The sequence below is a fragment of the Marinovum sp. genome (assembly GCF_034669705.1).
In the GTDB taxonomy this organism is placed as follows: Bacteria; Pseudomonadota; Alphaproteobacteria; order Rhodobacterales; family Rhodobacteraceae; genus Marinovum.
This window is the reverse complement of sequence record NZ_JAXMOR010000004.1, coordinates 16677-42408: the sequence shown is the minus strand read 5'-3', so window position 1 is coordinate 42408 and position 25732 is coordinate 16677. Positions and strand designations below refer to the sequence as shown.

Annotated in this window: 27 protein-coding genes; 4 read left to right on the top strand and 23 right to left on the bottom strand. The window is 67.7% G+C overall.

What is annotated here, in order from left to right; all coding sequences use genetic code 11:
- Nucleotides 1-6: 6 nt before the first annotated feature.
- The 13 genes from VOI27_RS03965 to VOI27_RS03905 form a co-directional block, all read right to left on the bottom strand.
- The gene (locus tag VOI27_RS03965; RefSeq protein ID WP_323764003.1) at nt 7-912 is read right to left on the bottom strand and encodes an SDR family oxidoreductase; all 906 of its coding nucleotides are present in this window, start codon (nt 910-912) and stop codon (nt 7-9) included.
- Between the two features lie 3 nt (nt 913-915).
- Entirely contained in the window at nt 916-1515 is a 600-nt protein-coding gene (locus VOI27_RS03960; RefSeq protein WP_323764002.1) for a phenylacetic acid degradation protein PaaY, read from the bottom strand.
- A gap of 1 nt (nt 1516) precedes the next feature.
- Entirely contained in the window at nt 1517-2668 is a 1152-nt protein-coding gene (locus VOI27_RS03955) for an acetyl-CoA C-acetyltransferase (protein WP_323764001.1), read from the bottom strand.
- Nucleotide 2669: 1 nt separating this feature from the next.
- On the bottom strand, nt 2670-3713 hold the full coding sequence (locus VOI27_RS03950; protein WP_323764000.1) for an acyl-CoA dehydrogenase family protein: 1044 nt from the start codon (nt 3711-3713) through the stop codon (nt 2670-2672).
- 5 nt (nt 3714-3718) lie between these two features.
- Nucleotides 3719-4882, bottom strand: coding sequence for an acyl-CoA dehydrogenase (locus VOI27_RS03945; protein ID WP_323763999.1), 1164 nt, complete (start codon nt 4880-4882; stop codon nt 3719-3721).
- Between the two features lie 4 nt (nt 4883-4886).
- Entirely contained in the window at nt 4887-5777 is an 891-nt protein-coding gene (locus tag VOI27_RS03940; protein WP_323763998.1) for an enoyl-CoA hydratase, read from the bottom strand.
- 87 nt (nt 5778-5864) lie between these two features.
- Nucleotides 5865-6365 carry an acyl-CoA thioesterase gene (locus VOI27_RS03935; RefSeq protein WP_323763997.1) on the bottom strand — a complete coding sequence of 167 codons (501 nt, stop codon included), beginning with the start codon at nt 6363-6365 and terminating at the stop codon, nt 5865-5867.
- The gene (locus VOI27_RS03930; protein WP_323763996.1) at nt 6358-7074 is read right to left on the bottom strand and encodes an ABC transporter ATP-binding protein; all 717 of its coding nucleotides are present in this window, start codon (nt 7072-7074) and stop codon (nt 6358-6360) included. Before VOI27_RS03930 ends, VOI27_RS03935 begins: the two co-directional genes overlap by 8 nt.
- Complete coding sequence (locus VOI27_RS03925; protein ID WP_323763995.1) at nt 7067-8869, bottom strand: ABC transporter permease subunit; 1803 nt, start codon at nt 8867-8869, stop codon at nt 7067-7069. Before VOI27_RS03925 ends, VOI27_RS03930 begins: the two co-directional genes overlap by 8 nt.
- 3 nt (nt 8870-8872) lie before the next feature.
- Nucleotides 8873-9772, bottom strand: a complete 900-nt coding sequence (locus VOI27_RS03920) for a branched-chain amino acid ABC transporter permease (RefSeq protein WP_323763994.1) — start codon at nt 9770-9772, stop codon at nt 8873-8875.
- A 113-nt stretch (nt 9773-9885) separates the two neighbouring features.
- On the bottom strand, nt 9886-10638 hold the full coding sequence (locus VOI27_RS03915) for a TetR/AcrR family transcriptional regulator (protein ID WP_323763993.1): 753 nt from the start codon (nt 10636-10638) through the stop codon (nt 9886-9888).
- On the bottom strand, nt 10631-11512 hold the full coding sequence (locus VOI27_RS03910) for a sugar phosphate isomerase/epimerase family protein (RefSeq protein ID WP_323763992.1): 882 nt from the start codon (nt 11510-11512) through the stop codon (nt 10631-10633). The genes VOI27_RS03915 and VOI27_RS03910 overlap by 8 nt, the downstream gene beginning before the upstream one ends.
- A 9-nt stretch (nt 11513-11521) precedes the next feature.
- Nucleotides 11522-12718: an acetyl-CoA C-acyltransferase gene (locus tag VOI27_RS03905; protein WP_323763991.1), complete on the bottom strand. Its 1197-nt coding sequence runs from the start codon at nt 12716-12718 to the stop codon at nt 11522-11524.
- A gap of 250 nt (nt 12719-12968) precedes the next feature.
- Here VOI27_RS03905 and VOI27_RS03900 point away from each other — a divergent pair, with 250 nt between their 5' ends.
- Nucleotides 12969-13949 carry a helix-turn-helix transcriptional regulator gene (locus VOI27_RS03900; RefSeq protein WP_323763990.1) on the top strand — a complete coding sequence of 327 codons (981 nt, stop codon included), beginning with the start codon at nt 12969-12971 and terminating at the stop codon, nt 13947-13949.
- A gap of 63 nt (nt 13950-14012) precedes the next feature.
- Here VOI27_RS03900 and VOI27_RS03895 read toward each other — a convergent pair whose 3' ends face one another.
- The 10 genes from VOI27_RS03895 to VOI27_RS03850 all read right to left on the bottom strand — a co-directional run bounded on the left by VOI27_RS03895 (nt 14013) and on the right by VOI27_RS03850 (nt 23253).
- Nucleotides 14013-14789 carry an SDR family NAD(P)-dependent oxidoreductase gene (locus VOI27_RS03895; protein ID WP_323763989.1) on the bottom strand — a complete coding sequence of 259 codons (777 nt, stop codon included), beginning with the start codon at nt 14787-14789 and terminating at the stop codon, nt 14013-14015.
- Nucleotides 14786-15586, bottom strand: coding sequence for a ketoacid CoA transferase (locus VOI27_RS03890; RefSeq protein ID WP_323763988.1), 801 nt, complete (start codon nt 15584-15586; stop codon nt 14786-14788). The genes VOI27_RS03895 and VOI27_RS03890 overlap by 4 nt, the downstream gene beginning before the upstream one ends.
- 14 nt (nt 15587-15600) lie before the next feature.
- Nucleotides 15601-16479 carry a CoA transferase subunit A gene (locus VOI27_RS03885; RefSeq protein WP_323763987.1) on the bottom strand — a complete coding sequence of 293 codons (879 nt, stop codon included), beginning with the start codon at nt 16477-16479 and terminating at the stop codon, nt 15601-15603.
- 93 nt (nt 16480-16572) lie between these two features.
- On the bottom strand, nt 16573-17040 hold the full coding sequence (locus VOI27_RS03880) for a MaoC family dehydratase (RefSeq protein ID WP_323763986.1): 468 nt from the start codon (nt 17038-17040) through the stop codon (nt 16573-16575).
- Between the two features lie 9 nt (nt 17041-17049).
- A complete protein-coding gene (locus tag VOI27_RS03875) occupies nt 17050-17838 on the bottom strand; it encodes an SDR family oxidoreductase (protein ID WP_323763985.1) in 789 nt (262 codons plus the stop codon).
- Nucleotides 17835-18608 carry an enoyl-CoA hydratase family protein gene (locus VOI27_RS03870; protein WP_323763984.1) on the bottom strand — a complete coding sequence of 258 codons (774 nt, stop codon included), beginning with the start codon at nt 18606-18608 and terminating at the stop codon, nt 17835-17837. The genes VOI27_RS03875 and VOI27_RS03870 overlap by 4 nt, the downstream gene beginning before the upstream one ends.
- A complete protein-coding gene (locus VOI27_RS03865; RefSeq protein ID WP_323763983.1) occupies nt 18601-19680 on the bottom strand; it encodes a nitronate monooxygenase in 1080 nt (359 codons plus the stop codon). Before VOI27_RS03865 ends, VOI27_RS03870 begins: the two co-directional genes overlap by 8 nt.
- A gap of 11 nt (nt 19681-19691) precedes the next feature.
- The gene (locus tag VOI27_RS03860) at nt 19692-20447 is read right to left on the bottom strand and encodes an SDR family NAD(P)-dependent oxidoreductase (protein ID WP_323763982.1); all 756 of its coding nucleotides are present in this window, start codon (nt 20445-20447) and stop codon (nt 19692-19694) included.
- 116 nt (nt 20448-20563) lie between these two features.
- Complete coding sequence (locus tag VOI27_RS03855) at nt 20564-21004, bottom strand: nuclear transport factor 2 family protein (RefSeq protein ID WP_323763981.1); 441 nt, start codon at nt 21002-21004, stop codon at nt 20564-20566.
- The gene (locus tag VOI27_RS03850) at nt 21001-23253 is read right to left on the bottom strand and encodes an acyl-CoA dehydrogenase (protein WP_323763980.1); all 2253 of its coding nucleotides are present in this window, start codon (nt 23251-23253) and stop codon (nt 21001-21003) included. The genes VOI27_RS03855 and VOI27_RS03850 overlap by 4 nt, the downstream gene beginning before the upstream one ends.
- A 166-nt stretch (nt 23254-23419) precedes the next feature.
- Here VOI27_RS03850 and VOI27_RS03845 point away from each other — a divergent pair, with 166 nt between their 5' ends.
- From VOI27_RS03845 to VOI27_RS03835, 3 genes are read left to right on the top strand one after another with little or no spacing between them, the layout of a single operon-like run.
- On the top strand, nt 23420-23911 hold the full coding sequence (locus VOI27_RS03845) for a nuclear transport factor 2 family protein (protein WP_323763979.1): 492 nt from the start codon (nt 23420-23422) through the stop codon (nt 23909-23911).
- The gene (locus VOI27_RS03840) at nt 23904-24554 is read left to right on the top strand and encodes a nuclear transport factor 2 family protein (protein WP_323763978.1); all 651 of its coding nucleotides are present in this window, start codon (nt 23904-23906) and stop codon (nt 24552-24554) included. The genes VOI27_RS03845 and VOI27_RS03840 overlap by 8 nt, the downstream gene beginning before the upstream one ends.
- On the top strand, nt 24544-25644 hold the full coding sequence (locus tag VOI27_RS03835) for an NADH:flavin oxidoreductase (protein ID WP_323763977.1): 1101 nt from the start codon (nt 24544-24546) through the stop codon (nt 25642-25644). Before VOI27_RS03840 ends, VOI27_RS03835 begins: the two co-directional genes overlap by 11 nt.
- The last annotated feature ends 88 nt before the right edge of the window (nt 25645-25732 follow it).

Below are 25732 nucleotides of genomic sequence, written 5' to 3'. Positions count from 1 at the left end.
TTTCGCTCAGGCGCTGCCCCAAACCGGCTTCGCCGCCGGGCGGTCGGCCTTCAGGCGTGCCACAGCGGCGCCGATCTTGTCCGCATCCCAGCGCGATTTCGCATCCTCTGACGGCCCATCCGACCAGCCGAGGCAGAGCCTCAGATTACCACCCAGCAGTTCGAAGACCTCGCCGGTCACACCCTCGGACGCCGCCGAACAGAGCCAGGCCACCAGCGGCGCCGTGTTTTCGGGCGCGTAGATGTCGAAATCGCCGTCCTTACGGTTCATCGCGTCGCCGAAGGCGTCTTCGGTCATTCGGGTACGTGCGTTGGGCGCCAGCGCATTGGCGGTGATGCCGTAGCGCGCCAGTTCCGCCGCTTGCACCAGGGTCATTGCGGCAATGCCGCCCTTCGCTGTCGCATAGGCGGTCTGGCCGATGGAGCCGTGCAGCCCGGCGCCCGAGGTGGTGTTGATGATCCGCGCGTCGACCGACCGGCCGGCCTTGGCCTCGCCGCGCCAATGCTCCACCGCGTGACGCGCAGTGCAGAAGTGGCCGCGCAGGTGCACGCGCATGATCGCGTCCCATTCGTCCGGCGTGGCCGAGACGAACATCCGGTCGCGCACGAAACCGGCGTTGTTGACCACAGCGTGCAGCCCGCCGAAGGTCTCGATGGTCTGGCGCACCATCTCGCCGGTGGCGTCCCAGTCGGCGACGTCGCAGAAGTTCGCCAGCGCCCGCCCGCCGGCGGCTTCGATCTCGCGTACCACGACTTCGGCAGGGCGCTCGCCGGTGTCCTCGCCGTGGTTGCTGACGCCTAGGTCATTGACCACCACCGCCGCCCCCTGGCGGGCCAGTTCCAATGCATAGGCGCGGCCCAGCCCTCGGCCAGCGCCGGTGACGATGACCACGCGGTCCTCGCAAAGTCTCATGTTCTACTCCTTTTCCTTCAGCCGCACGGCCTGTGCGTTGCCCGTGTTGCGTGGGCGGTTGTCCTCGGGTGCGCTCAGTGCCGCGCATTCGACCAGCCCGGCGCGGCAGCGGTCGGCAAGGCGGGGGTATTCGCCGTCGCGGCTCTGCGCCCAGCCGATCCGGTCTGCCGCCAGTTCTCGGATGATCCGCGCCGGGTTGCCCGCGACGAAGTGCCGGGCCGGCACCACCATCTCGGACCGTACCAGCGTCATCGCGCCGATCAGGCATTCCGCGCCGATATCTGCCTCGTCGAGCACCACCGCATTGATCCCCACCAGCGTGTCGGTGCCGATCCGGCAGCCGTGGAGTACTGCGCCGTGACTTATGGTGGTGCCCTCGGCGACGACGCAGTCGGACCCCGCGGCGCTGTGCAAGGTGCAACTGTCCTGCACGCTGACGTGGTCCGCCACCGTGATCCGTCCGAAATCGCCGCGCAAAGCCGCGCCCGCGCCGATGTAGCAGCGCGCGCCCACCTGCACGTCACCGATCAGCACCGCCGTGGGATGCAGAAAGGCCGTGGGGTGCAGCACCGGAACGCAGCCCTCGAATGCATAGACCGGCATGTCAAAGCCGCTCGATGATCGTCACGTTGGCCTGACCGCCGCCCTCGCACATGGTCTGAAGCCCGTAGCGCCCGCCGCGCCGCTCCAACTCGTAGAGCAGCGTCGTCATCAGCCGCGCCCCGGTGGCGCCGATGGGGTGGCCAAGCGAGATGCCGCCGCCGTTCACGTTCACCTTCTCGTGTGGAATGCCGAGTTCCTTCATCCAGGCCATGGGGATCGAGGCGAAGGCCTCGTTGCATTCGAAGAGGTCGATGTCATCGACGCCGAGTCCGGCCTTGTCCAGCGCATGCCGGGTGGCGGGGATCGGCGCGGTCAGCATCCAGACCGGATCATCGGCGCGCACGCTCATGTGGTGGATGCGCGCGCGGGGTTTCAGCCCGTGCGCCTTGACCGCCGCTTCGGAGGCCAGAAGTATCGCCGCCGCGCCGTCGCAGGTCTGGCTGGCGACGGCGGCGGTGATGCGCCCGCCTTCCGAGATCGGCTGAAGCTCGGCCATCTTCTCAAGTGTAGTGCCGCGACGGGGCGTCTCATCAATGGTCAGACCGCCCGCTGGGGTGATTTCCGCGGCCATGCGCCCGTCGTCGATCGCCGTAAGCGCGCGGTCGTGGCTGGCCAAGGCGAAACGCTCCATCTCTTCGCGGGTGCAATCCCACTTCTCCGCGATCATCTCGGCCGAGCGGAACTGGCTCAACTCTTGCTGACCGAAGCGGTTGTCCCAGCCCTCGGAGCCGCGGAAGGGATCGGCGAAACCATAGGCCTGCCCGGCCAGCATCGCGGCGGAAATCGGGATGGCGTTCATGTTCTGCACGCCGCCGGCGATCACCATGTCCTGCGTGCCGCTCATCACCGCCTGCGCCGCGAAATGCACCGCCTGTTGCGATGATCCGCATTGTCGGTCGATGGTGACACCGGGCACATGCAGCGGCAGCCCGGCGGCCAGCCAGCAGGTGCGCGCGATGTCGCCCGCTTGGCTCCCGATGGTGTCGCAGCAACCATAGATCACGTCGTCGACGGCGCCGGGATCGACATCGGTGCGCTCCAATAACACCTTGAGCGGAACCGCGCCCAGATCGGCGGAATGCATGTCGGCCAATGACCCCTTCTTGCGCCCGATGGGGGTGCGGATGGCGTCGACGATAAAGGCTTGGGTCATTTCAGGTGGTCTCCAGGTCGAAGAGCGTGCCCGGCCCGAGCGGCAGAGCGCCCAGGCGGTCGGCATAGCGGTTGCGGTGGAAGGTTTCGCTGCCCCAGCTCTGGCGCAGCGCGAGCGCGCGCTTAAGGTAGAGATGCACGTCCGCTTCCTGGCTGTAGCCCATGCCGCCGTGCACTTGGATCGCGGTGCGGCAGGCCTGATCGGCGGCGCGGCCACAGGCGAACTTGGCGTGGCTGACGCGGGCGCGGGCGGCGCGGTCCGCGGGGTGGGCGGCCGTGGCGGCGGCGGCCAGCAGCACCGGGCGGGCGAATTCCACCGCGACCTGCGCGCTGGCGAGGTGGTGCTTCAGCGCCTGGTATGTGCCGATGGGCTTGCCGAACTGCTGGCGTTCGCAAGCATAGGCAACCGAGATGTCGATGGCCTTCTGCGCGATGCCGAGGAGCTGCGCGGCGGCAAAGAGCGCGCCGGTCTCGCCCGCGCGCCCGGTGGCGGCCGTGGCGGCGTCGCCCTCGGCCAGCGTCTCGCCTTCGGTTCCGGCGACGGTGAAGAGACGGCGCAGCGGGTCGATGCCCGGCTGCGGCGTCAGTTCGGCGCCGGCAGAGGGGATCAGGCGAACCGCGCAGTCGGTGAACATGAGGATAGCGTCGGCGCTGTCGGCGCCCTCGACCAGCGGGGCCAGCGGATGGGCCACGGCGATGCGCCGTGCGCCCGACAGGATATCGGGGATGCTGGCGGGCGCGCCAAGGGCCTCCAGTGCGGGCAGGGCGATGCCCATCGTCTCGGCCAGGGGTTCGGGCAGCAGCGCGGCGCCGCTGGCGCGCACCAGCCCGATGACGTCCTGCGCGGAAAGGCCCAGGCCGCCCGCCGCCTCGCCCAGCATCGCGCCGGGCAGGCCCAGGTCGCAGAGCGCAGACCAGCGGGCCGGGTCGTGGCTTTCGCTCTTGTCGGCCAGCGCGCGCAGTTGCGCCGGCGTGCAGTTCTCCGACAGGAAGTCCTGCACCATGTCGGTCATCATCTGCTGTTCTTCGGTGATCACGAATTTCATGGCGCTCACTTTCTTGGCAGGCCGAGCATGCGCTCGGCGATGATGTTGCGCTGAATCTCGTTGGTGCCGGCATAGATCGGCCCGGCCAGCGAAAACAGGTAGCCATCGAGCCAGTTGCCGGCATCGGGCGCGGCCGGCGCGCAGGGGTGAAGTTCGGCGCTCGGCCCAAGGATGTCGAGCGCGGTTTCGTGCAGCGCGATGTCCAGTTCGGACCAGAAGATCTTGTTGGTCGAGGCCTCGGCGCCGATCTTGCCGCCGGCCATCAGCCGCGAGGCGGTGACATAGATCGACAGCCCGTAAGCCTCGGCGCCCATCGTGGCCTCGGCCACGCGGGCGCGCAGCACCGGGTCGAGCGCGTCGCCGCGGCTTTCCGCCAGTTGCACCAGCGCGCGCGCCGCCACTTGGTAGCGCGCCGGGCTGCGCAGCATCAGCCCGCGTTCAAAACCGGCGGTGGCCATGCAGATTTTCCAGCCCTCGCCCTCGGCGCCAAGGATGTTCTCCGCGGGAACCCGCACTTCGTCGAGGAAAATCTCGGCAAACCCGTGCTCGCCGTTGATCTGGTGGATCGGCTGCCGCGTCACCCCGGGGGCGTCGAGGGGGAACAGGATCAGGCTCAGCCCGTGGTGGCGCTCGCTTTTGGGGTCAGTGCGGAACAGGCCGAAGGCCCAGTCGGCATAGACCGCGCGCGACGACCATATCTTGTGGCCCGAGAGCACGTAGCCATCCCCGTCGCGCCGCGCCTTCGCCCGCACCGCCGCAAGGTCCGAGCCTGCCTGCGGCTCGGACCAGGCCTGCGCCCAGATGTCCTCGCCGGTGGCCATCCGGGGCAGGAACCGCGCCTTCTGCGCCTCGGTGCCGAACTCCATCAATGTCGGGCCGAGCAGGAAGATGCCGTTCTGGTTGACCCGCAGCGGGGCGCCGGCGCCGTAGTATTCCTCTTCGAAGATCAGCCAGCGGATCAGGTCGAGCCCGCGCCCGCCGTAATCCTCGGGCCATGTCACCATCGACCAGCGGCCTTCGTTCAGCTGCGCTTCCCACGCCCGATGTGCCTCGAACCCCGCGCGCGAGGCATCGAAGCTGGGCAGAGGCTTGCGCGGCACGTTGGTCTGCATCCAGTCGCGCACCTCGGCGCGAAAGGCGCGCTGGTCTTCGGTATAGCTCAGGTCCATGCGCTCAGCCCTTGTCCTGTTCGGCGGCCTTGTTGGCGCGCGCCATGCCGGCGGCGTCAAGCCCCGACAGCCGGTCGCCCGAGACCAGTTCGTTCTGCGCATGGGCGAAATGATGCATGTGATACGCCGCGTCCATGCCGGTGCGCTTGCCGCGCAAATCCTCGATGTGGTTGACCGCCTGCTTGGTCAGCCAGGATCCCAGCGACGGCCGCTCGGCCAGCGTCTCGGCCCAGCCCTGCACGGCGCTTTGCAGATCGTCGCGCGGCACCACCTTGTTGACCATGCCGAAATGCGCGGCGCGGGCGGCGGGCATGCGTTCGCCCAAGAGCAGGAATTCCTTGGCGATCCGCGGCGGCAGCTCGAAGGCATGGGCGAAATACTCGACGCCGGGAATGCCCATGCGGATCACTGGATCCTGAAAGAAGGCATCGTCTGAGGCGACGATCAGATCGCAGACCCATGCCAGCATCAGCCCACCGGCGACGCAGGCACCCTGCACCATGGCGATGGTGGGCTTGGGGCAATCGCGCCACCGGCGACACATGCCGAGGTATTGCTCGTGTTCACGGGTGTAGAGGTATTCCGCGCCGGGCTTGGTAGTGTGATCTTCCCACAGCAGGCGCCGGGGGAAAGCGCTATCGACGTCGCGGCCTGGGGTGCCGATGTCGTGGCCGGCCGAGAAATGCTTGCCCTCGCCGCCCAGCACGATGGCTTTCACCTCCGGGTCATTGACCGCGCGCTGGAAGGCGTCGTCAAGCGCATAGGTCATCTGCGAGTTCTGCGCGTTGTTGAACCGGGCGCGGTTCATCATTAGCCAGGCGACCTGGTTCTCGGTGCTGTAGGTGACCGGGGTGTCGGTTTCGTACTCCGGCGGGGTGGGTCGGTCGGGACTCATGGCGGGGCGATCCTCTGCTACTCTGTGCTGGAGCCTAGCCGCAGGCGGGCCGCCGGCTCATCGTCTGTTGAGACTAACGTGATGCGGTCAGGCCGGATCGAAGCGGATGGCGTGGCCCAGATCGGGCGGCGCCGGCGTGCGGCTGTCGGCCTCGGCCTGCGCGGTGACACGCCGGGCAAAGGTGCCGGGCGTCATGGCGGCGGCGCGGCGTGCCTCGAGGTCCATGTGCAACACCATGGTTTCCATCATCGCCGAGCGGATGCCGGTGTCCGCGTTCCAGAGCTGAAAACAGAGGTGGAACTTCTTCAGGTCGGTGCGCAGGATTCGGGCGGTGCCCAGAAGCGGCGTGCCCTCGAACAGCTCCGAGAGATAGCGCAGGTGTTTTTCGACGCGGAAGAACCCGCGCAGGTCAAGGCGCGGATAGTCCGGGGTCCAGCCCAGGTCGAGGAAGAAGGCCGTGTCGGTGGCATCGAGCATCCGGTCGTAGGCGCCCACGTTCATATGGCCGTTCTCGTCGGTGTCGGCGGGCGCCACCGTGCCCCGCCAGCTGATGCCACCGGCCCAGACGGGCAGGGCGGTGTCAGGCATGTTCGGCCATGCGCTCGCGCCGCCAGGCTTCTAGGCGACTGTTCAGATCGCTCGACCGGCACTCCAGCGCCACCTCGCCGCGGCTGATGATCAGGGCCCGATCAGTGTAGGGCTGGGTCACCTTGAGGTGCTGCTCGACGATGATCACCGCGGTGCCCGACTCGGCCCATTTGCGTAGGAAGGCGAGGATCGGCGGCAGCAGCATCTGCGCCACGCCCATGGAAGGCTCGTCACAGAGCAACACCTTGGGCCGGGCTACAAACGCCTGCCCCAGCGCCAGAATCTGCTGCTGCCCGCCCGAGAGGTCGCGGGCGCGCTGGCCGCGCTTTTCTTTAAGGATCGGAAAGACCGCGTGGATCTCCTCCAGCGCGCGGGCCAGCGCGTCGGGATCGGCACGGCCCGAGGCCTGTCCGAGACGCAGGTTGTCATGCACCGTCAGCTCGGGAAAGACCCGGTGATTGTCGAGCACCAGCCGCAGCCCTTCGCGTGCGGATATCTCTGGCGGCAGGCCGGTGATGTTGCGGTCCGACAGCGTCACGCTGCCCGAGGCAGGCGCGTTGAAGCCGCTGATCGCGCGCAAAAGCGTCGACTTGCCGGCACCGTTCTCACCGCCGATCAGCAGGATCTCGCCTTCATCGACTGACAGCGAGACGTCGCGCACCACCGGAATGTCGCCATAGCCGGCGGTGAGGTTTCTTACTTCAAGCATTGGCATGTTCGCCCCCCACGAAGAGATGTTGCACCGCCGGATCGCCGGCCAGGTCTTTCGGCGTGCCCTGAGCGATCAACGCCCCGGTCTCCAGCACGGTGATGTGGTCGGCGATGGACCAGACCAGGTCGAGGTCATGCTCGACCAGAACCACCGCGGTGCCCAGCTTGCGGCTGAGTAGGTAGATGAGCTGCGAGAATTCTTCGCGCTCCTCCTGCGAAAGCCCCGCAGCCGGTTCGTCAAACAGCACGACGCGGCTGTCCTTCAGCGCCACGCGCACCACTTCCAGCAACCTCCGTTGGCCATGCGAGAGCAGGGCAGGTTTGGCGTTCTCATGGTCAAGGCGCATCTCGTCGAGGATGTGCGCCAACTCGTCCGGCAGGGCGCTGTCGCGGGCATCGAGACCGACGCGGACGTTGTTCCAGACCGAGAAGGATGGGAAAATCCGCGGCGTCTGGAAGGTGCGGCCAAGGCCCAGGCGCGCAATCACCGGGGCGGAGGCCCTCGCCACGTCGCGCCCGGCGAATCGATAGCTGCCCTCGTTCATCCGGCTGAACCCGTTGAGGATGTTGAGCAGTGAGGTCTTGCCCGAACCATTGGCGCCCACCAGCCCGTGGATCTCGCCCGGACGCAGGTCGAAATCGACGTGATCGACAGCCACCACCGAGCCGAAGCGCTTGGTCGCACCCTTGAGCGAGATGATCGGCGGGGCATCGGCGGACACCTCGTGATCGCGCAGGTTCGACAGCCAGCGGGTCAGGGATGTTAGGTGGAAGGCCCGTTCGCCACCGCCCGATTGCCGGCGCTTGCTGCGGACGCCCTCGATGGTGCCGACAATGCCGTCGGGAAAAAGGATCACCACCGCCAGCGTGATGAAGCCGTAGATCAGCGGTTTGTACTCGGCCAGGTCGACCAGCAGGATGTTAGGGATGGTGAACACCGCCCAGATGCCCACGATTGGCCCCAGCAGTTGTCCACGCCCGCCGACAACCACAGCAAAGAAGAACACGAAGGAGACATCCATCAGAAAACTCTGCGGCGTCACGAAGCTCACCGCCGGGACGAAGAGCAGCCCGCAAATTCCGGTGCCGATGGCCGCAAGAAGAAAGGCCAGCGAGCTCATCTTGCCCGGGCTGATACCCAGCGACCGCGCCGCCTCGGGGCTTTCAGCTGCGGTGCGCATGCGCCGACCCAGCCGCGAATTGCGCATGACGTAGTGAAAGGCCAGCGAAGCAATCGGCATGGCGGTGGTCAGCATGGTCAGCCCGTCGATGCCAAGGACCAGCGGATCGGTCAGCCCGTGCGGCGGCATCGAAATGCCGTTGAGGCCCTGCGTCAGGTCGTCGAGTTGCAGCAGCAGTTGCGGAAAGACCACCGCGGCCGAGAGCGTCACGAAGCCGAGGTGAAAGCCCTGTACCCTGAGCGCCGGCAGGGCGAAGACCAACCCGCCCAACGTGGCGGCGCCGATGCCGATCAGCATGCCCAGCCCGATGTGCAACCCGTGGATGCCCGAGGCAATCGCCAGCCCGTAGGCGCCGAGGCCCAGAAGCACGCCCTGTCCGAAGGATTTCTGCCCGGCGTCGACGAACAGGAAGTTCTGAAGGATCGTCACCGCGATGTAGATGTTCATCAGCTGGAACGAATGCTGCCAGTAGGAACCGCCCAAGAACGACGGGACGACCCCGGTGATCAGCAAAAGGACGACGGCGATCCAGAGCTGTTGGCGGTCGCTGTCGAAGCTGCGGGCCTTGGCGGCGCGCGGCTGGGTGGCGACGAGTGTGTTGCTTGCGGTCATCGGTTACACCCTGCGCGCCGCGGCGCGTCCGAAAAGGCCCTGGGGCAGGAACATGAGTATCATCACCAGTAGCATCAGCGAGGCCAGATCCTGATAGGCACCGCCGATGTAGAAGGCGGTGAAGGCCGCGACGATTCCCACCAGCGGCCCGCCGATCAGCGTGCCGGTGTTATTGCCGATGCCACCGACCACCGCGGCGACGAAGCCATTCAGCACGTAGCGAAGCCCCGCGTCCGGGCTGACCGAGATCATCGGCGCCACCATGAAGCCTACCGACCCGGCGATCACGCCAGAGATGCCGAAGGCCAGCAATTGCAGGTGCCTCACGTTCAACCCCGCGGCGCGGGCGGCGTCGAAATCCTGGCTCAGCGCGCTGATGGCGAGGCCGTGAAAAGTGCGCTTCAGGAACCAGCGCAGGGCGAAATACCAAGCGAACATCGCGGTGATCGCCAACAGGAAGGCGCCGGGGGTGCGCACGCCAAACAGCTCGACTCGCGGCACGGGGCCGCGCACCATGTTGCCAAAGACGCCGAAGTTCAGCGTCAGGATCGCTGCGATGATCACCGAGACCGACATCGTCGAGATGATCCAGCTGTTCTGCTCCACCGACGATCGCAGCGGCTTCAGCGTCAGCCAGCCCTGCGCGGCGGTAAACAGCCCGATGCCGAGGCTGACAACCACCAGCATCGGGATCCAGATCGAAAAGCCGACCCGGTTGGCAAAGAGATAGGCGCCGAAGGCCCCCAGCATGAAGATCGCGCCCTGCGCGAAGTTCAGGATGCCGGTGGCATTGTGCACCACGTTGAAGCTCATCGCGATGATCGCGAAGAGCGATCCCACGGCGGCGCCTCGAAGCAAGATCGTCATGATCATGTCGAAGTTGTTGAATAGGTCGCCCAGCATGTATCCTCCCAATGATGCAATGCGGCTCGGGCGCAAGTCGCCCGGGATGCCAAGCGCATCCGTCTGTCTCATATGGTGCCGCAGAAGCCGGTGCGGCCCATCGTCCTGACGGACTAACCCTTGGCGGTTGGCGCCGGCCCGATCGAATCCGCGAGGCTGCTCAGCTCGCCCGCGACCTCGTTCAGCCGCGCCTGAAGCTGGCCCAGCCGCTCGTCCGTGCTTTCCGGCACCCGCAGGCTGGCCAAAGCCAGATCGGCGATAATGTCGGCGACTTCCTGGGCGCTCAGGCTGCCATCGGCGCGGAACCAGCGCGAGGTCCAGTTGGCCATGCCGATGATGCCGAAGGCGGCGACATGGGAATTGGTGGGGCGGAACTCTCCCCGCGCGATGCCCTTTTCGATGAGGGTGACATGCTCGTCGTAAATGGCACGGCGCGACTTGTCGTAGTCCTTGCGCATGTGATCGGGGATCTGCGCCTCGAGACGCGCCAGCCGCACGAAGCGCGACCCCGAAGACAGCCGCCGTACTACCCCGTCGCGCACAACCTGCATCAGCCGGTCAGCGGTGCTGCGACTGTCGTCGCCGGCGATCTCGCGGATGCGGCCGACCGGCGCCATCGCCTCGGCTTCGACCAGCGTGGCGAGGATATCGTCCTTGGACGCGAAGTAATGGTAGATCGCCGACCGCCCCAGCCCCACCTGACGGGCAATCATCGCCATCGACACCCGGTCGAAACCATGTTCGTCAAACATCAGTGCGGCGTTGTCGAGCAGCTCCTCCCGCACTAGTTCGCGGCGCAGGTTGGTGTCCTTGCGGGTATCCGGTTCTGACCGGCCCTGATCTGTGGTCACCGATGTGTCAGCCATGGTTTCTGTCTCCCGACCGGTCTTGGGCGCGCAGTTTCGCGGCGGTTGCAATCACCTGCCGCGCGCTTGTCGCGGCGCGTTCGGCGGTCTGGTCAATCGGGTGCCGCTGCGCTGCGGGCGAGAGGACCTCGACGGTGACGCCCGACCTGTCGAGCGCCGGCCAGAGCGCGGCAAGGAAACCGGCGCAATCCAGTGTTCCGTCGCCAGGGAATGCCCGCTCACGGGTAGCTTCTTTCAATGCGTCTGGCGAGGGATTGGTCATCACGGCAGCATCACTGATTTGCACTGTGCTCACAAGAGAGAGGTCCAGCGATCCGAGCGATTTGCGGGCGGGCGTGCCGTTGATACAAAGGTGCCAGAGGTCGAGGACGAGGCCGGCACAGCCCGGCCCGGCGCGATCGATTAACTCGCAGGCCACCTCGACCGAGCAAACCCGCCCCCAGGCAAGCGGTTCGAGTGCGACCCTGCGGCCGGCATCGGCGGCGCGGCAGCACACGCTGCGGAAGGGGCCGATCAGGTCGGAGAGGGGCGGCATGTCGGCCGCAAGATCGGCGCCCATATGGATCAGCGGCGCATCCATGGCTTCGGCGACGCGCAGGGCCTCGGCCATGGTGTCGCGGCCGGCGAGGTGCCAGTCGGAGACGAAATCCACCGCCGGAACCACCAGCCCGCTGGAGGCCAAGGCCTCCCGCGCCGCGCCGACGCGCGCGGGCGCCAGCGCCGGATCGGCATCATGCACGGTCAGCCCGTTCATCCCGGCATCCGCAACCGCCGCGACCCGCGCCGCGAAATCGAAGCGCGGCGCCGCGCCCGGGGGCGCCCCCGCCACGGTGTAGGCGGAGCAAAAGAGCGGAGGGGGCGCTTGCGCTTTCATCACATCGCTTCAGAAGATCTCGAAAAGGCCGGCGGCCCCCATGCCGCCGCCGATGCACATGGTGACGACGCCCAGCTTCGCGTCGCGCCGGCGCCCTTCGTGCAGGATGTGTCCGGCCAGCCGTGCGCCTGTCATGCCGAAGGGATGGCCGACCGCGATGGCGCCGCCGTTGACGTTGAGCCTGGACGGGTCGATGCCCAGCCTGTCGCGGCAATGAAGCGCCTGGCTGGCGAAGGCCTCGTTCAGCTCCCACAGATCGATGTCGTCGACGCTCAGCCCGTGATGCGCCAGCAGTTTCGGCACCGCGAGCACCGGGCCGATGCCCATCTCCTCGGGCGCGCAGCCGGCCACCGCCATGCCGCGGAACGCGCCCAGCGGGGTCAGCCCCTCGGCCTCGGCCAGCTTGTCCGAGGTCAGCACCAGCGCCGCCGCGCCATCGGACAGCTGCGAGCTGTTGCCGGCGGTGATGCAGCGGCCCTGTTCGATGACGGTGCCGCCCTTGTAGACCGGCTCCAGCCCGGCGAGTTTCTCGGCCGTGGTTCCGGCGCGCATCCCCTCGTCGGCGGTCAGCGTGACCTCCTGCGGGACCAGTTCTCCGCTGTCGGACTTGACCTTCTTCACCGAGGTCATCGGCGCCAGTTCGGCGGCGAACCGTCCGGCCTCCTGCGCGGCTACGGTGCGGCGCTGGCTCTCGGCGGCAAAGGCATCCTGCGCCTCGCGCGATATGCCGTAGCGCTCGGCCACGATTTCGGCGGTTTCGATCATCGGCATGTACATATGCGGCGATTTCCTGATCACCGCGGTAGAGACGTTGCGGTGGCTGTTCTTGTGCCTGTTCTGCACCAGCGAGATCGATTCCACCCCGCCCGCGATGGCGACCTCGAGCCCGTCGTGTTCGATTTCGCGATGGGCCATGGCAATCGCCATCAGGCCCGACGAACACATCCGGTCGACCGTCATGCCCGGTACGCTGTCGGGGCAGCCGGCGGCGATCGCGCTCAGCCGGCCGATGTTGTAGCCCTGCGTGCCCTGCTGGGCCGAGCATCCCATCACCACATCGCCGACCCGCGCGGGATCGACACCGGCGCGGTGCAGGGCCTCGCGCACTGTGTGGCCCGACATGGCCGGCGCCTCGGTGTCGTTAAAAGCGCCGCGAAACGCCTTGCCGATCGGGGTTCTCGCCGTCGAGACGATGACTGCGCTCATGCGGTGTCCCTTTCCTAGGAGCCTGAATCCTGGCTCCGAGACAACCGCGTCCGACACCGCGCAGCATCGTCTGAGAGGACTACCAGTCGCCAAAAGCGTCAATTTCCCTGACGTTTTGACGCGTTATTCGACGGACTGTCAAAAAGATTGACTCGTCGTCGACTCAGTGTCAAAGTTTGGATGAGATGACGCAAAAACCGACAGAGTGTCGAAAAAGCGTCAGCAAAACAGGCGATGGGAGGATTTGGTGATGTTGGATTCGGCAGGGTCTCAGAGCGAATCGCAGTCGGCGCTGATCGACACGATCTACGCCTCGGTGGTCGATCAGAACGATCTCGAGGCCGCGCTGCGGCTGATCGCCGGGGTCTCCGGCGCCGAGGGCGTCCGTCTCGACCGGATCGAGCGCGGCTGCGAGACCGCGCTGGCGCGCTTCGGCCTTTGCGACGACGGGCTCCAGCGCGTCCGCCGGCTCAACGGCCCGGTGAATGACGCGGGGCAGCGGCTGGCATTGTCGCTCTACGCGCGCACCTGGGCGGGGGCCAAGCCCGACGCCATGACCGGTCTGCTGATGCACCTCGACCGCGCGGTCTCGCTCTCGACCCGCCTGGGCAGTGCCGAGGTCGAACGCAGCCATGGCTCCGCCCTGCTCGGGCGGCTCGCCATCGGCACCGTGTTCCTCGACGCCGAGCGCCGCATCGTCGCCATGACCGGCGCCGCCGAGACGATGATCGCGCGCGGCGACGGGCTGCGCCTGCGGGCCGGGACGGTGCAGGCGACCTGCGGCACCAAGGACCGCAGCCTTCAGGCCGCGATCCGCGCCGCCGCCGAGGCCGGGCAGGAGGATCCGGCAGAGGTGCTGCAAATCCATCGCCGCAATTCCGAGGCGACGGTCGGCCTCGTCATCCAGCCGGTCACGCCGACGCCGCGCAACGGCAATATCGCCTGCGCCATCACCATCCGCGACGGCGAAGCCAACCGCGAGCCGCAGGTCGACATGCTGCGCCGGCTGTTCGATCTGACGCCGGCCGAGGCCGTTCTGACCGGCATCCTGTCGATGGGACACACGCTGGACGAGGCCTCGGACGAGCTGGCGATCAGCCGCAACACCGCACGGGCGCACCTGCGTTCGATCTTTTCGAAATGCGGCATCAACCGGCAGACCGAACTGGTGCGGCTGGTGCTGGGCAGCGTGGCAATGCTGGGCGGCGGATCGGGGAAAGAGGCGGCGTGACGCCTCCCGCCCGAGCGAAAACGGGACGGGGGCGCGGTGACGCCCCTGTTTACATTTGCAGGCTCAAACCGAGTAGCCGCCGTCGACCGAGATGTTCTGTCCGGTGACAAACCCGGCGCGCGCGGGATCGGCGAAGAAGGCCACCGCCTCGGCGATGTCCTCGGGCTTGCCGGCGCGCCGCAGCGGCGTGGCCCGCGCAGCGGCCTCCAGATAGGTGGCGTCGATGTTCCCGGAGGCGGTCAGCGCCTCCATCTGCCCGGCCTCGATCAGACCGATGCCGACGCCATTGGCACGAATGCCGAAACGCCCCTCTTCCTTGGCGATGCCGGCCACGATGGCCGAAACCCCGGCTTTCGGCACGATCGACAGCCCGTCCGCCGGCGCGTAACGGTATTGCGCGGCGCTGTGGCAGGCTACGACCGAACCCTGCGTCCTGCGCAGCGCAGGGAGGGCCGCATGCACCACGCGGAAGAAACCCAACGTGTCCTGCATCAGATGCCGTTCCATCTGTGCCGGGTCGGTGCGGCTGAGGTGCACCAGTTCGACCAGCGGGCCAGCGGCATAGACCAGCGTGTCGAGCCGGCCGAACTCGGCCTCGACCCGGGCGATCAGGGCCGGCGCGGCCTCGGGGCTTTCGAGGTTCAAAGCGCAGGCAAGGGCTCGCCGGCCACGGTGCCGCACTGCGTCGGCGGCTTGTTCGGCGCGCGCGGCATTCGAGTGATAGGTCAGCGCAATGCCCCAGCCGTGGCCGGCCAGGACATCGCAGATCACCGCGCCGATGCCACCGCTGCCGCCGATGACGAGAGCGGTGCCCTTGTCGGCGTCCGTGTCCGGGCTCATGCGGCCTGACGCACGCCCGGAGGATTGCCCTTGACGGCGCGGGCGCGCATGTCGAGCGGATCCAGCCGGCGGATGATCTCCAAGTCTGCCGCGGCGGGCGCCGGGGTTTCGCCCATGTCCGCGGCCCGCAGTAGCGGGAAGCCCGTGGCCCCTTGCACCTGTTCCAAGGTGACCCCGGGATGCAGCGAGATGACCTGTGCCGCGTGGTCGGGGCCGTTGAAGTCCATCACGCAGAGGTCGGTCACAATACGGCCGATCTCGATTTCGGGGCGGCGCATGCCCTCGGGCCAGCGGGCATCGGAAAAGCCCAGCGAGCTGACCACATCCACCTCGCCCTCGACGAATACCCGCTTGGAATGGGAGGGGATCAGCATCGAGTTCTTGTGGCTAATCGAATTGCCCGGAAAGCCACGCACGCCCAGCATCTGCACCTTGGGCCTGGCGAAGTCACCGAGGCAGGAAATATTGCCCTGCGCCCAGCGGTCGATCTGCACCGGCGTCACCATGGCGTGACGGCGCCCGGACCAAAGCGTGCTGAACACCCGGTGATAAGGCATCCAGCCGGAAAACCCCGGCACATCCTCGGGTTTGGCGCCCAGGGGCACCGGGTCCTCAGTCAGGAAGGCCTCGCCGTCGGTCATCATCAGCCCCGGCTCGAAAGTGAGCTTGGCCAGGCCAGTCGCAACGCGGGGCAGGGGGCCGATGCCGGTGACGAGGATCTCGCCATCGCCGCGGAACGCCTCGGCTGCGGCGGTGATCATCAGTTCGGACAAGGTAAAATCTGGTTCTCGGGTCATGGGGTTACCCTCGCTCAAAACACTGGGATGGGAAGTTTAAGGATCGCCTCGGCCCCGCCGAGCGCATTGACATAGGCCGCCTCACCGCCCGCGACGTAGCGGTCATTGTATTCGGCCCAGGCCGCGGTATCGCCGGCGGTGGCACCGTAAAGCTTGAGGTGCTCCATGTCCCAGCCGTAGTGGCCATGCGAGGTGGTGGGATGCGCACCCAACGGCGCCGCAACGACCTTGTCGACCAGCCCGCGGTGGAACAGGCTCTTCTTGGCATCCTCGGCATCGCTCTGGTCGAGCCGGTCGACCACCTCCTCGGCGCTGACGATCACCCGCTCTGCGGCCCCGGCAAAAAGGTCGTCGAAGAAGGGATCGGGCCCTTCGGAGCGGGTGTTACCCATCCTGTCGGCCCGCGCCACGTGGATCAGCGACACGTCGAGCGGGATGGCAGGCATCGCCAGCAGGATGTCATTGGGGTCATAGGGTGATGCGACGGTCTTCATGTAGGAGTTGATTTCGGGCACTGAGCTGCCGAGGCCGACGCGCGTCGGCGCGAAGGGCACCCGTTCAGCGGCGGCCCGCAGGCCCAGCAGCAGCAGCCCTTCGTCCAACTCGTTGACCGAGACGGTGCCGTTCTCGCGCGCCTTGCGATACCAGGGTTCTAGAGGGATCTTGTCGAGCGAGACGAAGCCGTAGGTCAGCTTCGACACCTTGCCCGCGGCACAGAGCATGCCGACCTCCGGCCCGCCGTAGCAGACCAGGTGCAGATCCTTCAGGTCGGAGCGCAGGATTTCGCGGATCAGCGCCATCGGCTTGCGCCGTGGTCCCCAGCCGCCGATGCCGATCGTCATGCCATCTTGCAGGCTGGCGATCGCATCGGGAAGATCGGTCCTCTTGTCCATTTGTTCACTCACATTCTATTGGTGTCGGGCCCATCTTCGGACAGCCGCCGCCGGGGCTCATCGTCTGTTGGGACTAACGCGGGCCGCGCGGTCTCAACCGGGCAGGAAGGCGTAACGTTGCAGCGTGTCGGCGACGCAGCCGGGGCGGTCGCTGCCCTCGATCTCGACGGTCAGGCGCACCCGTGTCTGCACGGTGCGGTTGCCCAGATCCTCGGCACCGAGGATCTCGCCCACCACCCGGATGCGCGACCCCACCGGCACCGGCGCGGGAAAACGCACCCGGTCGACGCCGTAGTTCACGCCCCAGTCGATGTTCGACGGCATAAAGAGATCGGGCAGCACCATGTTGACCAGTGACAGCGTCAAAAAGCCATGCGCGATGGTGCGCCCGAAGGGGCCCTTGGCGGCGCGCTCCGGATCGACGTGCAGCCACTGATGATCGCCGGTGGCCTCGGCGAACATGTCGATCCGGTCCTGTTCGATGGTCATCCAGTCGGTCGGGCCGAGCTTTGTGCCGACGGCGGCGATCACCTCGTCGGCGGAAGAGAAGTTGAACGTCATAGGCGGGCCTCAGGCATGTTGAGAGGAAACGGAAACGACTTCGCCAACCATGTAGGAGGCATAGTCGGAGGCGAGGAACACGATCACGTTGGCGACCTCCCAGACCTCGGCGGCGCGGCCGAAGGCCTCGCGTTCGGCCAGCGCGCGCAGGGCGTCCTCGGGGGCGGAACGGGCGAGGAATTCATGCATCGCGATCGAGGGCGAGACGGCATTGATCCGCACGCCGTGCTCGGCGGCTTCCAGCCCGGAACAGCGGGTCAGCGCCATGACGCCGGCCTTGGCGGCGGAGTAATGCGCCTGTCCCTTCTGCGCCCGCCAGCCCAGCACCGAGGCATTGTTGACGATGGCGCCAGCGCGGCGCGTATTCATGTGCGGCAGCATCGCGCGGGTCATCCGCATGGTGCCGGTGAGCGTGACGTCAAGCACACGCTGCCATTCCTCGTCACCCATCTCGACCACCGGTCTCAACCCACCCAGCCCAGCATTGTTGACCAGCACGTCGACACCGCCGAGCCTGTCCTCGGCTGCCGAAACCAGTGCCTGCACCTCGTCCTCCTGCGTGACGTTGCAGAGCTGGCCGTGGACCGCGCAACCCGGGGCCAGCGCCGACAGCTCCTCGACCGCCTGCGCCAACCGTCCCTCGTGGATGTCGGACACCATCACCGTACGCGCGCCTTCCTCGACGGCGCGGCGCGCCGTGGCAAATCCGATGCCCTTGCCGGCGGCGGCGGTGATCAGCACCGATCGGTCTTTCAACAGCCCGTGGCCGGGCACGTAGTCTGGAACCTGGATGCTCATGTCTTGTCCTTTTTCGAGAAGTCCGCAGCCTTGCCGGTGGCGACAAAGGCGTCGCGCGTGGCTTGCGATTCGGCGGTCAGATAGGCTTGCGCGGTGAACCCCTGTTCCCAGCGGTAGTCGCGCTCAAGGTCGGTGAGCTCGACGCCGTTGAGCGATTCCTTCGCGAGCGCGATCATCACCGGGCTCTTGCTGGCGATCTTATCAGCCAGCCGCATCGCGGCGTCGTGCAGCTCGCCCTTAGGCAGCACCTCGGCAATGGCGCCGTGACGGGCGGCCTCGGCGGCGGTGATCGGCTCGCCGGTGAAATACATCTGACGCACCAGCTGCACCGGGAACATGCGCTGCAGGTGGGCGCCGGCGCCCAAGGCGCCGCGATCGACTTCGGGCACGCCCAGCGTCGCATCCTCGCTCAAGAGCACCATGTCGGCCGAGCCGCACAGCCCGATGCCGCCGCCCAGCACGAAGCCATGGGCGGCGACGATGACTGGCGCGCGGCCGAGGTGAACCGCGCGGAAGCTCTCCCAGTTGCCGCGGTTGACGTCGATGATGCGCTCGGGGTGGGCCTGCAATTCCTTGATGTCGACCCCGGCGCAGAAGCCGCGCCCCTCGGCGCGGATCACCACGACGCGGGTCTCCGGGTCGGCATGGGCGGCCTCGATGGTGCGGGCCAGTTGGAACCAGCCGGCGCTGTCGAGCGCGTTGACGGGCGGGTTGTCGATGACGATCTCGGCGATATGGGCGTCGATGGTCAGGCGGATCGGGTCAGCCATTTGGGGCCTCCGCTGTGGTCAGATGGGACAGGGCGTCGATCCGGGCCCGGGCCTCGGTCACGATGCCGGAAATCAGGTCTTCGCAGCTTTGCAGTTCGTCGATCAGCGCCGCGACCTGGCCCGACGGCAGCAGCCCGGCCTTTGTGTCACCGCGCAGGAGCCCGCGCTGCACAAGCCTCGGCAGGTTGGGTGCCATGACGGTGGCGGCGAAAGACCCGTCGTCGGACCGGGCCGAGCGCCAGAGAAGCCTTGCCATCTGGCCCAGAGACATGTCGCTCTGCCGCCCGTAGGCCAGCCCGTGACGCAGGCTGGCGGCGAGGCGGGCGGGGGCGCTCATCAGCTCCAGCCGCTGCACCTCGGCATTGTCGATGAAACGTTGCGGCAGACCGTCGACGGCGCGGGTGATCCGGATGTCCTGCGGGTTGCCGGTGCGCAAATAGACCTCGAGCGTGTCGCGCGCCACCGGGCTTTCGGTGGTCAGCAGGAACCGCGTGCCCATGGCGATGCCAGTGGCCCCCCAGGCCAGCGCGGCGGCAAGACCGCGCCCGTCGTGAAAACCGCCGGCCGCGACCACCGGCACGTCGACGGCATCAAGCACCTGCGGCAGAAGCAGCGAGGTCGGCACCGATCCGGTGTGTCCGCCGCCTTCGCCGCCCTGCACGGTGATGATGTCGGCGCCCAGTTCGACCGCCTTGACCGCGTGTTTCACCGCGCCAACCGTGGGCATGCAGAGGATGCCCGCCGCCTTGAAGCGCGCGATGGTGGCGGCGTCCGGCCCGCGACCGTAGCTGACGGCGCGGATGCGCCCGGCATGGGCGAGGATCGCACCGATGATCTCGTCGGCATTGGGCTGGAACATGTGGAAGTTGACGCCGAAAAGCCCGTCGCAGGCCTCTTCGACCGCGCGGATTTTCGCCTCGACCTCGCCCGGCGGGATCGACGCGCCGGCGAGGAAGCCGAAGCCCCCGGCGCGCGTCGTGGCCGCCACCAGAGGCGGCTCGGCCACCCAGCCCATCGCGGTCTGCACCACCGGCGCGGCGCAGCCCAGCAGCGCGGTCAGGGGGGTCTTCATCGCGGCGGCGGTCAATTGAACACCCGGCCGCCGTTCACGGGCAGCGTCTGCCCGGTGATAAAACGCGCCTTGTCAGAGGCGAGGAAGAGCACGGCGTTGGCGATGTCCTCGGGCTCGCATATCTGCTTCATCGGCACTGCGTCGCGGGCGCGCTCGAAACTGTCGCGGGGGATGCGCTGCATGGCGCGGGTGTTGGTGGGGCCGGGGCAGACGGCATTGGCGGTCATGCCCAGTGGCCCGATCTCACGCGCCAGGCCACGGGTGAAGCCCAGTACGCCGGACTTGGCGGCGGCATAATCGACGCATCCCAGGTCGCCGTTGTAGGCACTGTCGGACGAGATCGAGACGATCCGCCCCGAGCCGCGTTCTTTCATTCCCGGCAGCACCTCGCGGGTGCAATGAACCGCAGCGCGCAGCGAGATGTCGAGCACGAAATCGAGCACGTCATGTGGCGCCTCGGAAAACGGCGTGGTCTTTTCGCGGGCGGTCTGGCCGAGGTTGTTGACCAGCACGTCGGGGGTGCCGAGCGCCTCTTTGGCGGCGGCGAAACTGCCTGTGATGGTGTCCAGATCGCAGAAATCCCCCTGGCGGGTGAAGACCTGTGCGCCCTGCGCGCGGGCGTCTTCGGCGGTCTGTTCCAAAGCCGCGCCGTCGAGATCGAAGAGCGCCAGGTCGGCCCCCTGGGCGGAAAAGCCCAGCGCGATGGCGCGACCGATGCCATGCGCGGCGCCGGTGATCGCGACGGTTTTGCGTTCGAAGTCCTTCATGTCTTTCCCCGATGTTTCCTGTGTCCGTGAAGTGCCTGCGCAAGCCGTGGCAGCAGGCGGAAACTGGCATCCTCCGGCCCAGCCTGTCCGCGCTCGGCGGTGGCGGCGGGATCGGCCTAATGGGCCTCCTCCGCGGGCCGCCGGTCGATCCAGTCATTGACTACGTGGCGCGCGCGGAAATACCATGCGCCGTCGCGCCTGGCGTAGCGGTCGAGGCTGCGCGAGCCGGTGACGACGTGTACCGCATCCGGGCCATGGGTGCGGTGATAATTCAGTTTGTGCACCTCGCCCTCGGCAGCGTCGCCGTCGATCTCGAAGTGCGTCTGCAGCACATAATGCGTCGTGGCCTCATAGGCCGAGAGCGCCTTGCGCAAATAGGCCAGGTAATCGGCGACGCCGCCCGAGAAGGCGTGCCCGTGGGTGTCGGAGGCCTCGGGCAGGTAGAGCGCGGCGAGCAGGTCGAAATCGCGCCGATCAATGGCGCGGGAATAGGCGGTGACGAGCCGGGTCAGCGCCTCGCTGTCGGCCAAGGTCGCGGCGTCGTGGGGGCGGATCATGTGTCGGTTCCCCGCGGTTCGCGCGGCATGCCGAGGCCCTGTTCAGCGATGATGTTGAGCTGGATCTCCGAGGTGCCGCCATAGATCGTGTCGGCGCGGGAGAAGAGGTAGAGATGCTGCAAGCGGCGGCGCAGCGGGTCGTCGGACCATGCCGCTGCCTCCGCTCCCAGCACCTCCATGGCCAGATCGCCGAGCGCCTGGTGCCATTCGGACCACTCGAGCTTGTAGCCCAGGATCTCTGCCCCGACGCGGCCCCTGGCCTGCGCCGACAGCATCCGCAGCGCGCCGTGGCGCATGGCCCGGAGCCCAGCCCAGGCCCGTCCCAACGTCGCCGTCAGCCGCGCGGCATCGGGGCGTTTGCGGGCCTCTTGCACCACCGTGTCGAGTTCACGCGCAAAACCCATCTGTTGTCCGAGCGTCGAGATCCCACGCTCATGACCCAGAAGCGCCATCGCCACCGACCAGCCGTCACCGACCGCGCCGAGAGCATCCTCGGCCCGGGCACGGGCGTCGTCGAAAAACACCTCGTTGAACTCCGCCCCGCCGTTGATCTGCTTGATCGGACGGAAGGTGATGCCGGGCTGATCGAGCGGTATCAGCAGGAAAATCAAACCCCTGCGTCCGACCGAACCCTCTTCGGCCCGGGCCAGCACGAAGATCCAGTCCGAGACATGCGCCAGCGAGGTCCAGGTCTTCTGGCCGCTGACCAGCCAATCGCCGGTTTCGGGGCATTTTCGCGCACGGGTGCGCACCGCCGCCAGATCCGAGCCGGCGCCGGGCTCGGAATAGCCCTGCGCCCAGAAGGTCTTGCCGCCGAGGATGCTGGGCAGAAAGCGGTCTCGCTGCTCCGGGGTGCCGTGGCTGAGCAAGGTCGGGGCCACCAGCCCCTCGCCGATGTGGCCCATGCGGCCGGGGCCGCCGGCGCGGGCGTACTCCTCGTGAAAGGCCACCTGGTCGGCCACCGACAGGCCGCGTCCGCCGACCTGTTTCGGCAGTCCGAGGCCGGTCCAGCCGCCTTGGGCCAACTCGCGCTCCCAGGCCTTGCGCAGGTTGACCTCGCTGTCGCCGTCGCCGGCATGGCCGCGGTCGATGATCGGCTCGAACCTGCCGGTCAGGTGCGACGCCAGCCAGTCGCGCACCTCGCGGCGAAAGGGTGTCTCGGCGGGGTCGGGGATGGCGGAGAGGCTGCCGTCCAGCAGGGCCGCGCCGAGGCGTTCGAAGCCGGTCTCGATCGCCCCGCCAAGATCGGCCTGCGCCCGGGCGCGCTTGAAGAAAAGATGCGGGTCGTATTCCCAGGTGGCGCCGACGCCGCCGTGTAGCTGGATCGCCTCGGCAGCGACGTCGAGCTGCACGGCCTGTGCCTGCGACCAGGCCGCCAGCGCCTCGCCCTGTGCCAGGCGATCGCCCGCATCGGCAGCCACGGCCGCGCCGTCGATCAGCGCGTCGAGCGCGTTGAGCCGGACGAACATCTCCGCGGCACGGTGCTTGATGGCCTGGAAGGAAGCGATACTGCGGCCGAATTGCTGCCGTTCGCCGATGTAGTTAAGGGTCATCTCGAAGGCCGCGCGCGCCGCACCAGCCGCCTCGGCCGCGAGGGCGATGCGCGCCTGGGCCAGCGCCGCGGCAAGTGCATCGGGCGCAAGCGTGTCGAGGCGGGCCGAGGCGGGCAGCGCGGCATCCGCCAGGGTGACTCGCGCCGTGGGTTGTGTCGGGTCGAAGCTCTCGACGGGTTCCGCAACGTCGGATGCCGTGACCGAAAAAAGCGCGATCTCGCCATCCTGTTCGGCCAGCACCAGCAGGACGTCGCAAGCCGCCGCATCGGGCACGGGTCCGCAGTCCGCGGTGAGGGAGAAGCCCGCGCCCGAGCGGCGGGCCTGCGCGGTCTCGGGCTGCCAATTGGCGAGGCAGGCGGTGATCTCGCCGTCGGCGATCCGGCTCAGCAGCGCATCGCCGGGGGTACCGACGGCCGCCAGCAGCGGCGCGGCGACGCCCAATGTCGAGACCAGTGGCGCCGGGGTCAGCACCCGACCCAGCTCGCGCGCCACGGGCAGCAGCGACGACAGGCCGAGGTCCAACCCGCCGGCGCGCTCCGGCAAATTGAGACCGCCGAGTTGAAGCTCAGCCAGCAGAGCGCGGCCGAACTGGGGATCGTAGGTCCCGTCATGCGCCCGGCGCGCCGGCGTCAGCCCGCCCGCGGCCTCGAGATAGCGCACCAGGGCATCGCGGATCATTTGGATTTCGTCGTTCATGCCGCCGGTCATGTCACTTTCATCCCTCTCCACTGTGCCCTGTCCGGCCCGTGGTGCCATCGCGCCGGCGGCCGAACATCGTCCGAACTGAGGATGCCGGAAGCCGGCCGCCCATGCGAGGTGATACTGGGTGGAAGGACTCCGCCCGCAACACAGGAGCCCGCGCGTGCCGGAATCGCTCGACAGCCTCGCAGCGCGGATCACCGCGCTGGAAGATCGCCAGCAGATCGCCGATCTGATCGCGGGCTACGGCCCGGCGGTCGACGCTTGCAACGGCGATGCAGCGGCGGCGACCTGGGCCGAAGGTGGGCGCTACGAGATCGGAGCGAACTGGTGCCTTGACGGCCGGGGCGAAATCGCCGCGCTCACTGGGTTCGACGCGCATCAGGCCTACGTGTCGCGGGGGTGTGGCCATGTGCTGTCACCGCACAAGATCACCGTGGACGGCAGGCGGGCACGTGCCTTCGGCTATTCCATGGTGGTTTTGCACAAAGGCGACGGCTGGCGGATCGGCCGCCTCAGTGCCAATCGCTGGGTGTTTGAAAAGGGCGCGGCGGGCTGGACCGCCACATCGCGCCGCGCGGACTTGCTCGATGGCGCGCGCGCCGCGCGGGCGCTGCTCGACTGGGCGCAACCGAAGGAAATGACTGATGACTGATCCCATGAACGCCCGGCAGGAGGAGATCCTCGCCCGGCTCGACCGCATCGAATCGCGCGAGGAAATCCGCCAACTGCCGTCGAAATACGCGCTGGCGCTCGACATGCGCGACATGGACGCGCTGGTGGGGCTGTTCCCCGAGGACGTGCGCGCCGGCAAGGGCCGGACAGGGCGTGCCGCGCTCAAGGCCTGGTTCACCGAGACCCTGAGCCAGCAGTTCGACGGCACCTCGCATCACGTCGGCTCGCAGGTGATCGAGTTTCTCGACCCTGACACTGCCGTCGGCATCGTCTATTCCAAGAATGAACATGAGACCGGCGCGGACTGGGTGATCATGCAGATGATGTACCATGACCGCTATGAGCGGATCGGCGGACGCTGGTTCTTCCGCAGCCGCCAGCCGCTCTACTGGTACGCTTCCGACCTGGGCAAGCCGCCGGTGGGGGAGCGCAAGATGCGCTGGCCAGGGCGCGAACCCTATTCCGGCAATTACCACGCGCTGTTTCCCTCTTGGGCAGCCTTCTGGTCGGGCCTCCACGCGGGTGTCGACGCGCCTGTCGCGGTGGCCGAGCCGGCACCGCTGGAGCGGTTCATTGAAACCATGCGCAAAGGAATTGAAGTGGAGCATATCCGTGTCCGTTGATCTCTCGCCGCTGTTCGGCCCCGTCGAGGTGGCGGGCCTCTCGCTGCCCAACCGCCTGGTGATGGCGCCAATGAGCCGGTATTTCTGCCCCGACGGCATTCCGCGTGACGGTGTGGTGGAATACTACCGGCGCCGGGTCGAAGGTGGCATCGGGCTGATCCTGTCGGAGGCCACCTATATCGATCACCCTTCGGCGGAATGCTACGAGGCGGTGCCGCGGTTTCACGGGGCGGCGCTGGAGGGCTGGAAAAAGGTGATCGACGCGGTGCACGCGGCGGGCGGCAAGATGATGCCGCAGCTCTGGCATGTCGGAAGTTTCCGCCAGCCGGGCATGGGGCCTGATCCCGCGGTGCCGGGCTTCGGCCCGTCCGAAAACACAAACCCGACGATCCGCGGCGAGGTGCCGACGCGCGCGATGAGCGAGCGTGACATCGAGGACGTCATCACCGCCTATGCTCGGGCCGCCGGGGATGCGAAGCGGCTGGGCTTCGACGGGGTCGAACTGCATGGCGCGCATGGCTACCTGATCGACGAGTTTCTCTGGGAGCGGACCAATCGACGTCGCGACCGATGGGGCGGCGACCACGTGGCGCGCACCCGCTTCGCCTGCGCGGTGATCGCCGCGGTGCGGGCCGAGGTGGGGCCGGACTTCCCCGTCTCGCTGCGCTGGTCGCAATGGAAACAGCAGGACTACCGCGTGCGCCTGGCCGAGACGCCGGCGGTGCTAGGTGAGATCCTGCGCCCGATCGCAGATGCGGGCCTGTCGATTCTGCATTGCTCGACGCGCCGGTTCTGGGAACCCGGGTTTCCCGAAGCGGACCCCGCGCGCACCATGGCGGGCTGGGTCACCGAGCTGACCGGGTTGCCGACCATCTCGGTCGGCGGGGTCGGGTTGGAGCAGGCAGGGATCAAGTCCTCGGCCGCGGCCTCGGTCGAGGCCATTGAGGGGCCGCTCGCACGGGGCGAGATTGATTTGCTGGCTGTCGGGCGCGCGGTTTTGGCCGATCCCGATTGGCCGCACCTTTTGCGCAAGGGCCGACCCGAAGCGGGGCGCGGTTTCGACAAGAGCCAGCTTGAAACGCTTTATTGACACTGACGCTCCCCGTCAGTTGCAGCCTCCGGGCCGCGCGGCCCCGCAGCATTTTGCGGGGCCTTTTTTGCTGCCGGAGGTCTTGGCC

Coding starts and splice junctions, on each gene's coding strand:
- VOI27_RS03955 (WP_323764001.1), bottom strand. CDS start 2,668: ATGACCCAAGCCTTTATCGTCGACGCCATCCGCACCCCCATCGGGCGC.
- VOI27_RS03915 (WP_323763993.1), bottom strand. CDS start 10,638: ATGGCTGACACATCGGTGACCACAGATCAGGGCCGGTCAGAACCGGAT.
- VOI27_RS03850 (WP_323763980.1), bottom strand. CDS start 23,253: ATGAACGACGAAATCCAAATGATCCGCGATGCCCTGGTGCGCTATCTC.
- VOI27_RS03860 (WP_323763982.1), bottom strand. CDS start 20,447: ATGAAGGACTTCGAACGCAAAACCGTCGCGATCACCGGCGCCGCGCAT.
- VOI27_RS03950 (WP_323764000.1), bottom strand. CDS start 3,713: ATGAAATTCGTGATCACCGAAGAACAGCAGATGATGACCGACATGGTG.
- VOI27_RS03865 (WP_323763983.1), bottom strand. CDS start 19,680: ATGAAGACCCCCCTGACCGCGCTGCTGGGCTGCGCCGCGCCGGTGGTG.
- VOI27_RS03935 (WP_323763997.1), bottom strand. CDS start 6,365: ATGCCTGACACCGCCCTGCCCGTCTGGGCCGGTGGCATCAGCTGGCGG.
- VOI27_RS03930 (WP_323763996.1), bottom strand. CDS start 7,074: ATGCTTGAAGTAAGAAACCTCACCGCCGGCTATGGCGACATTCCGGTG.
- VOI27_RS03905 (WP_323763991.1), bottom strand. CDS start 12,718: ATGAGCGCAGTCATCGTCTCGACGGCGAGAACCCCGATCGGCAAGGCG.
- VOI27_RS03855 (WP_323763981.1), bottom strand. CDS start 21,004: ATGATCCGCCCCCACGACGCCGCGACCTTGGCCGACAGCGAGGCGCTG.
- VOI27_RS03870 (WP_323763984.1), bottom strand. CDS start 18,608: ATGGCTGACCCGATCCGCCTGACCATCGACGCCCATATCGCCGAGATC.
- VOI27_RS03920 (WP_323763994.1), bottom strand. CDS start 9,772: ATGCTGGGCGACCTATTCAACAACTTCGACATGATCATGACGATCTTG.
- VOI27_RS03895 (WP_323763989.1), bottom strand. CDS start 14,789: ATGAGCCCGGACACGGACGCCGACAAGGGCACCGCTCTCGTCATCGGC.
- VOI27_RS03880 (WP_323763986.1), bottom strand. CDS start 17,040: ATGACGTTCAACTTCTCTTCCGCCGACGAGGTGATCGCCGCCGTCGGC.
- VOI27_RS03940 (WP_323763998.1), bottom strand. CDS start 5,777: ATGAGTCCCGACCGACCCACCCCGCCGGAGTACGAAACCGACACCCCG.
- VOI27_RS03945 (WP_323763999.1), bottom strand. CDS start 4,882: ATGGACCTGAGCTATACCGAAGACCAGCGCGCCTTTCGCGCCGAGGTG.
- VOI27_RS03885 (WP_323763987.1), bottom strand. CDS start 16,479: ATGGACAAGAGGACCGATCTTCCCGATGCGATCGCCAGCCTGCAAGAT.
- VOI27_RS03960 (WP_323764002.1), bottom strand. CDS start 1,515: ATGCCGGTCTATGCATTCGAGGGCTGCGTTCCGGTGCTGCACCCCACG.
- VOI27_RS03875 (WP_323763985.1), bottom strand. CDS start 17,838: ATGAGCATCCAGGTTCCAGACTACGTGCCCGGCCACGGGCTGTTGAAA.
- VOI27_RS03910 (WP_323763992.1), bottom strand. CDS start 11,512: ATGAAAGCGCAAGCGCCCCCTCCGCTCTTTTGCTCCGCCTACACCGTG.
- VOI27_RS03890 (WP_323763988.1), bottom strand. CDS start 15,586: ATGACCCGAGAACCAGATTTTACCTTGTCCGAACTGATGATCACCGCC.
- VOI27_RS03925 (WP_323763995.1), bottom strand. CDS start 8,869: ATGACCGCAAGCAACACACTCGTCGCCACCCAGCCGCGCGCCGCCAAG.
- VOI27_RS03965 (WP_323764003.1), bottom strand. CDS start 912: ATGAGACTTTGCGAGGACCGCGTGGTCATCGTCACCGGCGCTGGCCGA.
- VOI27_RS03840 (WP_323763978.1), top strand. CDS start 23,904: ATGACTGATCCCATGAACGCCCGGCAGGAGGAGATCCTCGCCCGGCTC.
- VOI27_RS03900 (WP_323763990.1), top strand. CDS start 12,969: ATGTTGGATTCGGCAGGGTCTCAGAGCGAATCGCAGTCGGCGCTGATC.